Consider the following 14906-nt stretch of genomic DNA (forward strand, 5'->3'; position numbering starts at 1 on the left):
AACAGAGATTTGTCTTGGTGTTTTTTATTTTATCAATTAGCTAAAAGTATTTGGCTAACTTGATTATAAAACGCGCGATTAGTTTTATTTGCTGTTGAAGCTGCGTTCTTACTAATTCTCATTCAATATCTTCTATTCGGTAACATATATGGGGCAATTAGCTGGGCTCTTTTTCATAAAAGAATCTACATATTTAGTGTATTACTTTTAACAATTTTTGGTTGGGGAATTACTAGCATTGTTAATCGTCTGTGGATTGGCAACAGTCTGTTTATAGACAGTATCCTGATTTTTGGCTTTATCAGCAACCAAAAAATGTTTTTTCGTCAAGAACCACTGTTGTTTAGTGACCTAACAATGATTTCAAATACCGGCCAACTTGTTTCAATGATTAGACTAAAGAGTATCATCCTAATAATAATACTTTGTATTTTCGTAATTTTGCTTAATTATTTGGGCTTTAAGCAACAAAAATTCCCTAAACATTTTTTAAACCTACCTACTCGAATTGTCGGTCTGTGCGCAACAGTTTTCATGATTTTATCCTTCCTTAGGATTAATCATCCTAACAGTATTCCTGCTAAAGTATTCACCAAATTTGGAGACACTTCATATACTTGGAGCCTGGACGAATCAGCTAGCAATAATGGTGCACTTTTAGCCTTCATCAATTCGATTGATACAACAATCATGGATAAACCTGAGGGATACTCACAGGCTCGAATGATATCAATTGTGGAAAAATACTCGAAAACTGCCACTACTATTAACAAAAAGCGATCACAGTCCAACATCAATAAACAGACTTTAATTTATGTCCTAAGCGAAAGTTTTTCAGACCCAACTCGCGTTCCCCATCTAAAAGTCAGTGCCGACCCGATTCCAAAAATCCGTAAGATCAAACAAGAAACGACTTCCGGTAAGATGCTCAGTTCTGGATACGGTGGTGGGACGGCGAACATGGAATATATGGTTGATACCAGCTTAGACTTGAGCTTCTTCTCAAAAACACTGACAACGCCTTTTACACAACTTGTGCCTAATCAGAAAAAAGCTTACGCGATTACCGATTTATTTAAAAATAAAAATGCCATTCATACCAATACCGGTACGTTTTACCGGCGGGTCGCAGTGTATAAAAAATTCGGCTTTCAAACTTTCAGGAACACCGATTCAACTGGCAACCAAAAATTACACTATACCAAGAAGATTCAAAAAAGTGACCTGATTGGCGACGATGAATCTTACAACAATGTTCTTTGGCAACTTAAGCACAAACAAGCTGGCCAATTTATTAGTTTAGCAACCATGCAAAATCATCTGCCGTACACAAACAAATACTACCATGATGCATACAAGATTCATGGAAAAGCCAGCAAGAATACCAAAAAAGAAATCACTAATTACACCCAAGGCATTCATTTAACAGATTCTTCGACCCGCGTCTTTATTAATCAACTTGATAAAATACAACGGCCAATCACAGTCCTTTGGTATGGTGATCATCTTGCAGGCATTTATAACGGCGATAGTATGGCTCGTTACAACATACCATTACATGAGCCTGATTACTTCATCTACAGTAATAGTTACGCACGCCAGCACGGCTATGGTCAGACTAAGTTACGTACAAATACTAAGGTTGCTGGTTCCAATACCCTCTCAGCACTAGTATTGGCACACATGAACCAGAAGGTTACGCCCTACTATGCGCTTATTACCGAAGTATTGGAGAAACTACCCGCAATGGCGACGGACAGTCAAAACGGTGATGCTACATTATTGGTTAACCAAAACAATCAGCAAACTCATCTAAATAAATTAAACGCGAAACAACGTCAATTATATGAAGATTATAAAATGGTTCAGTATGATCTAACCGCTGGCAAATCTTATGTCAGTAAGACTAATTTCATGACAAAAATTAATTAATATAGCTCCTTGTCAATAACTGTGGCTCTTTGTCAAACATCCTAAAGTAAGAGGTATCAAGATTGTGACGACAATCTTGATACCTCTTTTACTATACTTAAATTGAGGTTGAGGTCGTCAACACCAGTGGAATATAAATTCCGAGTGTCAAACTGGCCCAGCAACACGTAGTGAATAGTTAGATTTAGGATGTGGGTCTTTAAGATCGAGCGTAGAAAATGAACGGATCTATGTTGTTGTTGCCTCAAAAATATTTGGAAGGTGATAAAGTGCATGTTTTGGGTATTGATGTCAGTCGAGGGAAAAGTAGCTGTGCGCTTTTGCATGATCACACGGTGATTAAGGAGTTTCAGATTACTCATAATAAGGCTGGTTTTTCAAAGCTTAAATCTGTAATTACAAATGATCTGCCAGTAACAACAGTGTTCGAGACTACGGGTATTTATTCTAGAACGCTGACGCGGTTCTTTAACGACGAAGGATTACATTATTTGGAAATAAATCCTTTGGAGTCGTCAATCCGTATGGCAGGATTACGAAGACAGAAAACTGATCGATCAGATGCAATTAAACTAGCGCTTCTTGGAATTGAGCAAAGGACGTTAATCCATAGCCGTAGGCCATACTCTAAACCGTATGAACAGCTTCATCTAATGGCACATCGATATTTAGAGATAACTAAGGAACGTTCGCGGACGATGAACCATTTACATGCGGCACTAGATCAAACCTTTTCAGAACTAAATGATATATTTAACCCAATTCGGTCAGTGTTAGGACTAACTTTTGTTAGTTTATATCCTCACCCAGACTTTTTGATTGGATATATTCCAGAAACAATGGCTAAACAAGTTACTAGTTGTGTGAGCTCTAAAATCCATTCGGATTTAATTTTACGTCGATGTAAGCAAGTTTGGCAGGCAGGTCAGCTGTCCTATCCTGCACAACCTGCAGATTCGTTTTTAATTGACCAGATTCATGAATACTGTGAAGAAATCCAGCAGTATAACCAAGTCCATGATGCATTGAAACGACAATTAATTACTTACGCAAGAACTTTGCCAGAGTTTAATCTCATCACAAGTATTCCCGGCGTAGGAGAAATATCCACGGCACTGTTACTAGGATTCACGGGTGAAATTAAAAGGTTTTCGACCTAAAAGCAATTGAACGCTTATGTTGGAATTGATTTACGACGAGTTCAGTCTGGTGGCTTTAAGGAAGCCGACCGGATAAACCGGAGAGGTCAAAATAGTGCTCGCTATATCATGGTTGAGATGATCAGGAGCATGCTCAGAAATAAAGCACGAATGAATAATCATATCGTGGATTATTATTACAAATTAAAAAAAGAACCACATCCTAAACCGGACATGGTTGCCACAATTGCTTGTGTGAATAGGCTTGATAGGACAATTATGAACTTGGTCTGCACGAACCAAGCTTATGATTATACTAAAACTTCCCATTAAGCTCATTATTTGAGTATCGTTACACCTAACATTTATGACAGCTTTTTTTCCTAGTAAGCTGTCACTTTTTAGTTTACTCTTTTTTTGAAAAATAGATATTTGACATTCTACTAGAACAGCTGTTGATGAATGATTCTATGTGAAACCAATTCATTTTCGAGTTGGCTTCTTTTTTTGACTTTGATTGTAAATTCAATTCGTATACTCATATAAAGATATGACCATTTTTTAACCACACGTCGCACAAATGATCTGCTTGATTCTTCATTTCACAACATCTGCTGAACCGCTCAAGTTCTGATATTTCATCATGTTTTTGATGAGTGTTAAGTATTTACAATCCTCAGTTAGGCAAACGATGACCATTCTATTGGCTGGCGTCTTCAGAAATCTGGCAATACAGTTTAGTCAGTAAATCAAAGGCATGCTGATAAAATTATAACTGGTATCGCTTTTTTTGCAGGCTTTAAGATACTTGAGCGTTTTTTGAAGCTGAATGCAAACATTATCAAATCTTTCCACAACAAACGCTTGTACAAACAAATCTCTTCTGAACTTACAGTCCTACTCCGTAATAATTATCTAACAAATGCCGACAATTTATGGATGACTTTTAAAGTTACCGAATACAAATTTTTCAAATTTGATTCCCTTACATCTTAGCCGGTCTATAATAATCTATGTCTGCATTTCCAATGATTTAGCCTTTCAACAACGCGTCTCTGGAAGTAACTATCCCAAGATTAGAATATCTTTATATTGCTAACATTGAATTGATTGACTAGTGTGTTGAACTATTCTCGACTTTTTCCCTTAAGATTAAGAACAAGTTTGATTTTTTTACTGAATTTTACCAAACTTCCAATATAGTAAGAAAATATGTAGAAGCTTTACAATATTGTTTAGTCAAAACTAGGTGACTCATTTTTCATAACATTATTATGCTTGCAAACCGGGCAAAACCTGTTAAAATTCACTTACATATCATATATTCTTTGGTATAATGTGAGTGAATACTTTAATTCTTGTTTGATAAAAGAATACATTATTATTTGACCGAGCTGAGACATGTCAACATAGTCAGAATGGAACAGTACAGAAAAGAATATGAGCTTCATACTTTTTGGCACTTATTCCATTGTACCCGATTTGGGGAAAATAAAGAGGAAGTTTAGGGTGTATATAATGGAATACAAGGAACGGGAAATTAGGCCCATCACAATTGATGTGGATCGACAACATAAACGTTATGGTTATCGTGCAATCAAAAGGGGGTTTGACTTTTTAGCCAGTCTAGCTGGCTTAGTTATCCTATTTCCATTATTTCTGCTGGTTGCGATTGCCATCAAGATAGAAGATCCTAAGGGGAGTGTTTTCTACTCACAAATTCGCTTAGGTAAAAATCAAACTCCATTTAAGATGTATAAATTTCGATCAATGGTTTCAAACGCTGACGAATTGCTAACGCGACTATTAAACCAAAATGAAATTGATGGTGCTATGTTCAAGATGCATGATGATCCTAGAGTTACAAAAACAGGACGATTTATTAGAAAATACAGCATCGATGAATTACCACAATTACTCAACGTACTGTTAGGTCAAATGAGCCTTGTCGGTCCAAGACCACCGTTGCCTCGAGAGGTTGAAGAATATACCGATTACGACAAGCAACGGTTAACCGTTAAGCCTGGATGTACTGGTCTATGGCAGGCAACAGTTCGTAACAGTGTCGGGTTTGATGAAATGGTAAAACTTGATTTAATTTATATTTCACGTCGAAGTATCGGGTTCGATTTATACGTTATTATAAAAACTTTGATAGTTTTCATAAAGCCAAATGCTTATTAGTATTTTAAAAACACCGCCAAATGTTCTTGATACATTTAGCGGCGTTTTATTAAGTATGTTCATCTAATTCAATTGTTAAAAAACGTGATACACTGCTCACATAATCGAAAGAATCAAATTTATTACCATTTGATCAATAGCATAGGGGCTACTTTTCTACGATGAAATTAATAAAAAATTATTTATACAATGCTGGCTATAATATTTTGATATTATTAACTCCACTAATAACAGTCCCATATATTTCTCGAGTAATCGGACCTGTTGGTGTTGGAATTAACGCATCAACAAATTCCGTGATTACCTATTTCTTATTGGCAGGTACGGTAGGTATAACTATTTACGGTAATCGTGAAATTGCATTTACACGTGATAATATTATTAAGCGTTCAAAAACCTTTTGGGAAATTGAATTTCTTCAGATACTCATGATCAGTCTCTCTTACATCATGTTTTTGCTGTTTCTTTCTTTCCAGCATGAGTATAAAATTGAATTTTTTTATCAATCATTTTATATTATTGCTGGAGCATTCGATATTTCCTGGTACTTTATGGGACTTGAAGACTTCAAAAAGACTGTACTTCGAAACGCAATGGTAAAAATAGTCTCATTATTTGCAATCTTTATCTTAGTTCGACATAACACGGACGTCACCAAATATATTGGTATATTGTCTATCACGCAATTAATTGGCAATTTAACACTTTGGCCGTATCTCAAAAAAAGTGTTTTGGCACCTAAATGGAACGCTCTACACATTCTGAAACACTTAAAACCTTCATTAGTTTTATTTATACCACAAATTGCAACCAGTATTTATCTAGCTCTGAACAAAACTATGTTATGGAAACTAGATTCAGTATCTGCTTCAGGATACTACGACTACTCAGACAAACTTATAAAACTTGTTTTAGCAATAGTAACTGCAACTGGTACCGTAATGCTTCCACACATTGCTAACCTATTTGCAAATCGAAAATTTTCTGCTGTGAAGTATTATTTATACAATTCTTTTGATTTTGTACTGGCAATTTCAATACCTATGGCCTTTGGCGTTGCCTCTATTGCAATTCCATTAGCTCCACTATTTTTCGGTCAGCAATTTAATTCTGTTGGTATACTTCTCATCATTGAAGCTCCAGTTATCGTTCTAATTGGTTTAAGTAATGTTATAGGACAGCAATACCTTCTGCCGACAAAGCGTACGCGCCAATTCACGTTATCAGTCACAATCGGAGCAGTTGTTAATATTCTCATTAATATTCCACTCATATTGCTTTTAGGTGTTAGTGGCGCAATGATTGCAACCCTAATTTCGGAATTGTGTGTAACAGTATATCAACTTTATGTTGTTCATTCCGATTTACTTCCAAGTATTCTATTTAAAAACCTTTGGAAGTATTCAGTTGCTGGATTTCTAATGTTTATTTTTGTATTTCCATTGAGTCTAATCATGAAAGTTAACACTTTTAACCTATCTGCTCAAATTTCCATTGGTATCTTAACTTATATTGGCAGTATTTTAGTACTACAGCCATCAATACTAAAACATTTAAATAAATTACATTTAAATATTTGATGCTCTCTTCAAGATACACAATTAAGCTCCTGTTGGTTATAATCCACAAATCAACACATAGTGTTTACTTTGATAAATTAAAAGTGAAAAATGATTAAAAAAATCCGTTGTTCGTAATCAAGAAAAATGGTTCTTTGTCAAACATCCTAAAGTAAGAGGTATCAAGATTGTGACGACAATCTTGATACCTCTTTTACTATACTTAAATTGAGGTTGAGGTCGTCAACACCAGTGGAATATAAATTCCGAGTGTCAAACTGGCCCAGCAACACGTAGTGAATAGTTAGATTTAGGATGTGGGTCTTTAAGATCGAGCGTAGAAAATGAACGGATCTATGTTGTTGTTGCCTCAAAAATATTTGGAAGGTGATAAAGTGCATGTTTTGGGTATTGATGTCAGTCGAGGGAAAAGTAGCTGTGCGCTTTTGCATGATCACACGGTGATTAAGGAGTTTCAGATTACTCATAATAAGGCTGGTTTTTCAAAGCTTAAATCTGTAATTACAAATGATCTGCCAGTAACAACAGTGTTCGAGACTACGGGTATTTATTCTAGAACGCTGACGCGGTTCTTTAACGACGAAGGATTACATTATTTGGAAATAAATCCTTTGGAGTCGTCAATCCGTATGGCAGGATTACGAAGACAGAAAACTGATCGATCAGATGCAATTAAACTAGCGCTTCTTGGAATTGAGCAAAGGACGTTAATCCATAGCCGTAGGCCATACTCTAAACCGTATGAACAGCTTCATCTAATGGCACATCGATATTTAGAGATAACTAAGGAACGTTCGCGGACGATGAACCATTTACATGCGGCACTAGATCAAACCTTTTCAGAACTAAATGATATATTTAACCCAATTCGGTCAGTGTTAGGACTAACTTTTGTTAGTTTATATCCTCACCCAGACTTTTTGATTGGATATATTCCAGAAACAATGGCTAAACAAGTTACTAGTTGTGTGAGCTCTAAAATCCATTCGGATTTAATTTTACGTCGATGTAAGCAAGTTTGGCAGGCAGGTCAGCTGTCCTATCCTGCACAACCTGCAGATTCGTTTTTAATTGACCAGATTCATGAATACTGTGAAGAAATCCAGCAGTATAACCAAGTCCATGATGCATTGAAACGACAATTAATTACTTACGCAAGAACTTTGCCAGAGTTTAATCTCATCACAAGTATTCCCGGCGTAGGAGAAATATCCACGGCACTGTTACTAGGATTCACGGGTGAAATTAAAAGGTTTTCGACCTAAAAGCAATTGAACGCTTATGTTGGAATTGATTTACGACGAGTTCAGTCTGGTGGCTTTAAGGAAGCCGACCGGATAAACCGGAGAGGTCAAAATAGTGCTCGCTATATCATGGTTGAGATGATCAGGAGCATGCTCAGAAATAAAGCACGAATGAATAATCATATCGTGGATTATTATTACAAATTAAAAAAAGAACCACATCCTAAACCGGACATGGTTGCCACAATTGCTTGTGTGAATAGGCTTGATAGGACAATTATGAACTTGGTCTGCACGAACCAAGCTTATGATTATACTAAAACTTCCCATTAAGCTCATTATTTGAGTATCGTTACACCTAACATTTATGACAGCTTTTTTTCCTAGTAAGCTGTCACTTTTTAGTTTACTCTTTTTTTGAAAAATAGATATTTGACATTCTACTAGAACTGTTGTTGGTAATCAGTTATCTTTTAGTGCCTAGCCGCCTTGTGGCTAGGCACTTTTTGCACACTAAACATCAAGCGAATTCGTAATCTAAAGTTTACGAAGCTTCTAAAGCCATATGCAACTCGTTTAAGTACCTTGAGTTTATTATTGGTTCCTTTAAGCGGTCCATTCGAATAGTTATATTTTAAGGCGTTCTCAATAGATTCCTGATTATCCCTGAGGGAAGCTAGGTGTTTCTCCATTTCTTCTGGATATGCTTGCTCTGGGTTAAGAACATTCAGTAGTCGACCCTCATCGCGTAGCCTTACTGCACTCATAATTGCCTGTAATGCTTCATAAGCGTGATTAAGTTCTTTATCGAAACCCAATAGGGTTTCGACCAGTTGTTTTCAGTAGTCTGGTCAGATACATACGTGAACTTGCGATAATTAATAAAGTCTAATTCACCATTAGGTTTTAAAAGGAGTTTCCAGTAGCGCTTCAATGCTTTGTACTCTTGACTAGAATGGGCAAACCTTTTCATCACCCGGATACGAGTTTGATTGAAACCTACAACAACATTATTCACGACGTGAAAGCGATCCGTTACGACAACCGCATTTGGAAATACCTTCTCTGTTAATTTGGGATAAGTATAGTTCATGTCGGTCACAAGAACTTGAACTCGATCACGACTGGCTTTACTGTAACGGTTGAAGTACTTAGTCAAATCACGAATTGTACGAGATTCGAGAATATCAATAAATTGCTTCTTTACTCCGTCCATAAAGACGAAACTCATGGTGCCTTTGGCATCCTTCGTTGACTTGATCTCGTCCATATTCATTACGGCCGGCAACCAGTCGTAATGAGTTTTGATATCTCGTTCATACGAGTGTAAGAATCGAATAATTGTTGTAGATGAAATACTTAATTCATTGGCAATGTGCCGCATCGAAACTGCTTCAGTGAGTTTTTCAAGACAAGAGAATTGAGTATTACGTGAAATTGTATGATTTTTTGCGGTTAACGACGTTTGAGCTAGAAAATAGCTTGTACATTCTCGACATTTAAAATAACGTTTTTTCAAGTGTAAGATCACGTCTTGTTCACTGACACGTGGGAGCTTTACGTTGGTCGAACGCCAACCGTATTTAATGACTTTATGATCATTTTTAATACCACACTTTGGGCAAGCTTTTGGACGATAGTCCAAAACCGCCTCAGCGATGATTTGATGTTTTTCTTTGATAATATGAATCTTTTTGATGTTTTGGTCTTCAATTCCGAGCAATACTCTAGTATCATTATCCATGGATATAGTCGCTTTCTTTCTTCTTGAAATGTGGTAGTGGATAGACAAAAGCCTTGTGACTATGTCTATTTTTTTGCACTCATTTTAGTTTACACTATATAACACTTAAAAGAGCATAAAAAATACCTGTTGCCAGTAATCAAGATTTATCTTGATTACCAACAACAGATATTTTAGAACCAGAAAAATCTCGATTACTGGCAGCGGATATTTTAGAGCCGGATTTAAAAGCTTCGTAAATTTCAGATTACAAATTTGCTTGATGCTTAGTGTACAAAAAGTACCAAGCCACAAAGCGGCTTGGCACTAACTGATAGTCGATTACCAATGGCGGTTGATCGAGGGCTTGAAAAATTTACTGCATATTCTTAATTTTTCCAAGAAACATCACGACGAATAATTCTTGCAGGAACACCCGCTACCAAACAATGGCTTGGCACGTCCTTAGTTACCACTGCACCAGCTGCTATAATTGATCCTTCCCCAATCGTAACACCCTTTAAAACTGTCGAATTCATTCCAATCCAAACATGGTCCATTATTTTAATAGGCTTTGAGATAACATAACCCGTGTTACAAATACGATGATTATCAGAATCTCTGATGACAACATTTTCAGAAATTGCGACATCATCACCAATCTCAATTCTATTAAAACAGGCAATATTACACCTATAATTGATGAAGCCACTGCCTAAAATTAACGTTCCACCATCATTGACAGTAATCAAGAAGCCAGAATATATATCAAAATTTCCCTTCACAACAAGAGTCGCGTCAGATTCAACTTTTAACTGAGACTCATAATATCCCAGACCTGGCCATGTATTTCCTAAATTCAATCGTCCAAACACATCAATTGCTCCACAACGGATCATGCCAACATGAACCTTTGGAAAAACTCGTATACGCATTTTCTTATCCATCAGAATACTCTTAAAAGGGTTCAACCGTATTGCTTTTATAAACTTCATTATAACCGCCCCTCAAATAAATATAGACATGCTGACATACATGTTAAAGATGTGTGTCACAAATATTGAAACATCTACACAAAAACCAGATGCAACATTTCCCGAGCAAATAAAAATTCGTACTTTATTAACCCTGTGACAGGCAGAAATTCCTATCAATATCACTATTTATGCCCATACTTAACTTTATGATAAATACGAATAAGCTGTTGTGGAAATATGCCTTTAATTACCGGCAAATATGGATACAAATAATACTTACCATGTAATTTAAACTGCTTACGCCAGTATGTTAGCATTTGATACTGATTAATTCGCCTCTTGAAATTTCTCTTTTTAAAAGAACCATTATCCTCTCGATATTGAAAGTATGCTTCCTGTAAATTATATCCCTCAAAACCTTTACTATATAACCTCAACCACAAATTCCAATCTTCAATTCTATTCATCTGCGACATTTCCGAATAACCACCAACGGCTTTCAATACTTTAGTTCTAAAAACCACCGTCGGATGAATGTATACTCTACCTATGAATAGATCATTCAAAGTTAAAGTTTTTTTAGGCAACCACTCCCCATAAATACCCTTTTGATCAAATAGTTTTGCTCCAGTGCCAACAAACCCGTATTCCGCATGTCCCTCTAAAAATTTAATCTCTGTTTCAAGCCGATTATGTAATGATATGTCGTCATCATCCATCCTTGCAACATATTCAGTTTGCACTTCGGCTAATGCTAAATTCAACGAATATGCGAGTCCTTTAGAACCGAAATTACGCAGAACCTTGATTGTTTTATATTGTTTTGAAACTTTAGATAATATTTCTGCAGTCCTGTCACTCGAACCATCATCGACAACTATTATTGGTACGGGACACTGACTCTGCTCAAGAATGGACTGAATAGCAGTCCATATATATGCTTCACCATTTTTCGTAGACATAATAACCGAAACTTTATCCTTTAACTCCATTTTTCTCTCCCAATTCGGTCTCATATGCCTTAAACAGAAGTTCTTGCAAATAACTATAGTTAAATTTATCTACCATTATCCTCCTGCCATTAGCACCTAATTTTTTAAGATCCGAATCTTTCATTTTTTTGAACTGCCTTTCGAAGGATTCTGAGGACATTTTCTGAAAAATATACCCATTAACACCATCTTTGACAATCTCCGGAAGCCCACCTGCATCAGATGCTAAAACTGGTTTTGAATTTTTCATACTTTCCAGCGCAACCAACCCAAAGCCTTCCCATCGAGATGGAACAATTAAAAAATCTAAAAAAGCAAAATAAGAATCGATATATTGATGATCAATCCAACCTAAAAAGTGAATTTTACTCTCATCTACAGCTTTATAAGGTTCATCGTCATCAACAACACTTTCCCCAATAACCATTAATTCCCAGGAAAGATCCATTCTATTTAACGCTTTGATCAAAAATGGAAAACCTTTCGGACTATCTAGTCTTCCAATGAATCCAATTTTCAAAGTAGACTCATTTTTAAATGGAGAAGGGATATTTTTATCAATAGTCACAGTCGGTAAAATCGAATTATAGATTACAATCATTTTTCCTTTAGGTAACCGACGCTTCAACGCTGCCTTTTGCTCAAACTTTGAGATATTAATTATTTTATCTGTCTTAATAGACAGTGCTCTTTCAATCAAAGCATAAATCACATGTTTTAGCTCACCATCGGTCTGCCGCAAGAATGACCACCCATGCGAAGAATAGAAAACTGCATACCCTCGTTTTAACGGGATAAGAAGCCTGCATAACCCCGCAAACGTACTATGAAAATGTATAATATCTGGTTTCATCGAGATTGCCTTTTTTGCAACAGTCAGCATCTTAAAAATTCCATTCAAATTTCTTCTATAGTGATATCGAACATTTACAAACTTATTAGATGAAAAATCAAACGATTCTGATTTTTCATCACTACAGAATAATATGACCTTATTAACTTTATCATTTGAACATTGTGACTGAATTGTACTCCTTAAATATGAAGCAACTCCTCCGTACGCATACTCAGCAAAGTGAATAATTATCAATTAAACATTTCCTCCTACAATTAGCATTTTCCCCATGACATCATACACCCAGTATATTTAGTCACCAATCAAACTGGTAATTAAACTATCAAATCGTGTAAAATACTCAGATTCAGAAAATTTTTCAGCAGTTTTACAAATACTTCCCGTGTCAGAAAATTTTTTTCTACTGCGCAATAACCGTGCTAATTTTTGAGTGCCGTCTTGGACATCATGAAGGTGATATAAATATCCGTTAACATTATTATCTACAATGTCAACCGGCCCAGTCTCACAGTCACTTGACATGACTGGTATTCCATGCGCAATTCCTTCACACAAAATCATAGGCAACCCTTCAAAATTTGATGTTAACACAAGTGCATCTGCCGATTTCACGTGTTCCCAGGGGCTTTTAACCCAACCTAACCATGAAATATTTGCTGTAATCTGCAATTCAGTAGCAAGATTAAGAAGTTTTTCTTTATCTAGATCAGTTTCCCCACCAATAATAGTCAAATGCCATTTCAAATTTTTCAGTCCTGCTAAAACTTTGAACAATTCTGAAAGATTCTTTTGTCCGGTGAACTGAACCCTTCCAATATAATAGACTTGATGTACGTTGCCAACTGATCTTGGAATACTGTTTGTAACTTTTTTTATTGGATTGTATATTGTATAAATTTTTTCTTCTTCTATTCCCAATTTTGCAAGTTGCTTGCTGATTCCAGAACTAATTGACAAATGTGCATCACACAACTTGAATACTCTTAATAGTTTTTTCGACCTCGTAACATCTAACGAAAAATGATTCCAAGAGACTATTTTCAATTTTCGATTGAAAATTTTTGCGAGAAAACACGCCATAATTTGGCCTTTGCTTAATACAATTACCACTTTCGGATTCATGTAAAGTACATAAATAAAAGTTGCTATCAATTGACCAAACAATGTCTTGCTATTTTTTAATTTTATTTTTTTTTCACTATCATGAACAGATTGTATCCAATCGACTTGTTCGGATCCACCAGGTAAAAAAAGTTGTATACTTCGGTTGTTCTTCTCATAGCTATTTAACAAACTAGTCAAAACCGTTTCAATTCCACCATTTCCCGATAGCTTTGGATACGTTACTAATATATCTAACATAAGTATATTATTCTAAGGCCTGTATCTTTCGTTTATACCTTGTTTTCCTTTCAATCCATCAATATATCCATCAACTAATTGCCTAGTAAGATAGTATATATACGGATAATGTGTTGGCTTGAGTAAAATTGCGCCAAATCGCTTTAAAATAAATTTAATATTTTTAAACACCAACTGAACAGACACATCAGCATACTTATTTTCAATAATAAGTCTATTTCTTATGCCATAATACTCCTTCCAGTCTGGAGAAAACCCCCTCTCTTTATTCGAGTTTAAATGAACCACTACTGCATCCGATATGTTTTTTATCTGTGTATGTCGGCGAACCCTCAACGAATACTCATCATCATCTTTCCAAATAAAGAAATCTTTCTCAGGTAGTCCAATAGTTGAAATTAACGTCTTTTTTATGACTGCTCCAACAAAAGTAAAAGTATCAAGGAAAAAATCCGAACGATATGCTGTCATCGGAATATTCTTTTCTTCTAAGGTACGCATATTCTTAATACTTTTTCGGTGGGAACACTGAATGCTACCATCCCTCGACTTTACAGTTCCCGTTAAGCACTGCACTCCAGGATTACGACTTATTCCAGCAGCAATCTTTGAAAAGAAATCTGCGGAATACATTGCATCATCATCGGATAAAGAAATCCAATCGACATCGTACTTTAACGCATCATTGATGCCCGTATAAAATCCCATCGCCCCACCCTTGTTTGTTATTAAACGATGGTAAACAATCACTGAACTGCCTTGATACTTTTCCATCAATAATTTTGTGCCATCTGTAGATGCATTATCAACAATGATTATTTTTGTGACTGTTTCTTTCTGTCTCAAAATACTTTGAATTGCTTCGTCCAGTTTTTCTTTTCTATTATAGGTAACAATCACACATGCATATTTCATTA

14 protein-coding genes are annotated in these 14906 nt (G+C 35.8%); 7 read left to right on the forward strand and 7 right to left on the reverse strand.

All coding sequences use genetic code 11. From position 1 onward, the window contains the following. Window positions 1-534: 534 nt before the first annotated feature. The 7 genes from FFM64_RS11750 (at window position 535) to FFM64_RS12420 (ending at window position 8412) form a co-directional block, all read left to right on the forward strand. The gene (locus tag FFM64_RS11750) at window positions 535-1932 is read left to right on the forward strand and encodes an LTA synthase family protein (RefSeq protein WP_171000400.1); all 1398 of its coding nucleotides are present in this window, start codon (window positions 535-537) and stop codon (window positions 1930-1932) included. Between the two features lie 218 nt (window positions 1933-2150). Then, the gene (locus FFM64_RS11755; protein WP_223876962.1) at window positions 2151-3092 is read left to right on the forward strand and encodes an IS110 family transposase; all 942 of its coding nucleotides are present in this window, start codon (window positions 2151-2153) and stop codon (window positions 3090-3092) included. 6 nt (window positions 3093-3098) lie between these two features. Next, entirely contained in the window at window positions 3099-3404 is a 306-nt protein-coding gene (locus FFM64_RS12415; protein WP_223876963.1) for a transposase, read from the forward strand. A gap of 1185 nt (window positions 3405-4589) precedes the next feature. Then, window positions 4590-5255, forward strand: coding sequence for a sugar transferase (locus FFM64_RS11760; RefSeq protein WP_171000401.1), 666 nt, complete (start codon window positions 4590-4592; stop codon window positions 5253-5255). A 161-nt stretch (window positions 5256-5416) separates the two neighbouring features. After that, window positions 5417-6835 (forward strand): oligosaccharide flippase family protein, encoded by a 1419-nt coding sequence (locus FFM64_RS11765; RefSeq protein ID WP_137608231.1) that lies wholly within the window; start codon window positions 5417-5419, stop codon window positions 6833-6835. A 323-nt stretch (window positions 6836-7158) separates the two neighbouring features. Then, on the forward strand, window positions 7159-8100 hold the full coding sequence (locus tag FFM64_RS11770; protein WP_223876962.1) for an IS110 family transposase: 942 nt from the start codon (window positions 7159-7161) through the stop codon (window positions 8098-8100). A 6-nt stretch (window positions 8101-8106) separates the two neighbouring features. Beyond that, window positions 8107-8412 (forward strand): transposase, encoded by a 306-nt coding sequence (locus FFM64_RS12420; RefSeq protein ID WP_223876963.1) that lies wholly within the window; start codon window positions 8107-8109, stop codon window positions 8410-8412. Window positions 8413-8552: 140 nt separating this feature from the next. On the opposite strand, the gene FFM64_RS12525 is transcribed toward FFM64_RS12420, so the two are convergent. The 7 genes from FFM64_RS12525 to FFM64_RS11805 all read right to left on the reverse strand — a co-directional run bounded on the left by FFM64_RS12525 (window position 8553) and on the right by FFM64_RS11805 (window position 14904). Further along, window positions 8553-8846 (reverse strand): transposase, encoded by a 294-nt coding sequence (locus FFM64_RS12525; protein ID WP_414672061.1) that lies wholly within the window; start codon window positions 8844-8846, stop codon window positions 8553-8555. After that, window positions 8843-9823, reverse strand: coding sequence for an ISL3 family transposase (locus FFM64_RS11780; RefSeq protein ID WP_137608232.1), 981 nt, complete (start codon window positions 9821-9823; stop codon window positions 8843-8845). The genes FFM64_RS12525 and FFM64_RS11780 overlap by 4 nt, the downstream gene beginning before the upstream one ends. Window positions 9824-10191: 368 nt before the next feature. Beyond that, a complete protein-coding gene (locus tag FFM64_RS11785; protein WP_223876964.1) occupies window positions 10192-10749 on the reverse strand; it encodes an acyltransferase in 558 nt (185 codons plus the stop codon). Window positions 10750-10961: 212 nt separating this feature from the next. Further along, window positions 10962-11771, reverse strand: coding sequence for a glycosyltransferase (locus FFM64_RS11790; RefSeq protein WP_171000403.1), 810 nt, complete (start codon window positions 11769-11771; stop codon window positions 10962-10964). Next, window positions 11755-12861: a glycosyltransferase gene (locus FFM64_RS11795; RefSeq protein WP_137608235.1), complete on the reverse strand. Its 1107-nt coding sequence runs from the start codon at window positions 12859-12861 to the stop codon at window positions 11755-11757. The genes FFM64_RS11790 and FFM64_RS11795 overlap by 17 nt, the downstream gene beginning before the upstream one ends. 57 nt (window positions 12862-12918) lie before the next feature. Further along, window positions 12919-13989, reverse strand: a complete 1071-nt coding sequence (locus FFM64_RS11800; RefSeq protein ID WP_137608236.1) for a glycosyltransferase — start codon at window positions 13987-13989, stop codon at window positions 12919-12921. 12 nt (window positions 13990-14001) lie between these two features. Then, window positions 14002-14904 (reverse strand): glycosyltransferase, encoded by a 903-nt coding sequence (locus FFM64_RS11805; protein WP_137608237.1) that lies wholly within the window; start codon window positions 14902-14904, stop codon window positions 14002-14004. Window positions 14905-14906: the final 2 nt, after the last annotated feature.

Origin of the sequence: Lactiplantibacillus daoliensis, from assembly GCF_005405005.1 — a bacterium.
GTDB classification, from domain to species: Bacteria; Bacillota; Bacilli; order Lactobacillales; family Lactobacillaceae; genus Lactiplantibacillus; species Lactiplantibacillus daoliensis.

Excerpts from the sequence above, each read along its gene's own strand:
- FFM64_RS11750 (WP_171000400.1), top strand. The coding sequence starts at position 535 with ATGATTTTATCCTTCCTTAGGATTAATCATCCTAACAGTATTCCTGCT.
- FFM64_RS11755 (WP_223876962.1), top strand. The coding sequence starts at position 2,151 with ATGAACGGATCTATGTTGTTGTTGCCTCAAAAATATTTGGAAGGTGAT.
- FFM64_RS11760 (WP_171000401.1), top strand. The coding sequence starts at position 4,590 with ATGGAATACAAGGAACGGGAAATTAGGCCCATCACAATTGATGTGGAT.
- FFM64_RS11765 (WP_137608231.1), top strand. The coding sequence starts at position 5,417 with ATGAAATTAATAAAAAATTATTTATACAATGCTGGCTATAATATTTTG.
- FFM64_RS11770 (WP_223876962.1), top strand. The coding sequence starts at position 7,159 with ATGAACGGATCTATGTTGTTGTTGCCTCAAAAATATTTGGAAGGTGAT.
- FFM64_RS12525 (WP_414672061.1), bottom strand. The coding sequence starts at position 8,846 with ATGAGTGCAGTAAGGCTACGCGATGAGGGTCGACTACTGAATGTTCTT.
- FFM64_RS11780 (WP_137608232.1), bottom strand. The coding sequence starts at position 9,823 with ATGGATAATGATACTAGAGTATTGCTCGGAATTGAAGACCAAAACATC.
- FFM64_RS11785 (WP_223876964.1), bottom strand. The coding sequence starts at position 10,749 with ATGGATAAGAAAATGCGTATACGAGTTTTTCCAAAGGTTCATGTTGGC.
- FFM64_RS11790 (WP_171000403.1), bottom strand. The coding sequence starts at position 11,771 with ATGGAGTTAAAGGATAAAGTTTCGGTTATTATGTCTACGAAAAATGGT.
- FFM64_RS11800 (WP_137608236.1), bottom strand. The coding sequence starts at position 13,989 with ATGTTAGATATATTAGTAACGTATCCAAAGCTATCGGGAAATGGTGGA.
- FFM64_RS11805 (WP_137608237.1), bottom strand. The coding sequence starts at position 14,904 with ATGAAATATGCATGTGTGATTGTTACCTATAATAGAAAAGAAAAACTG.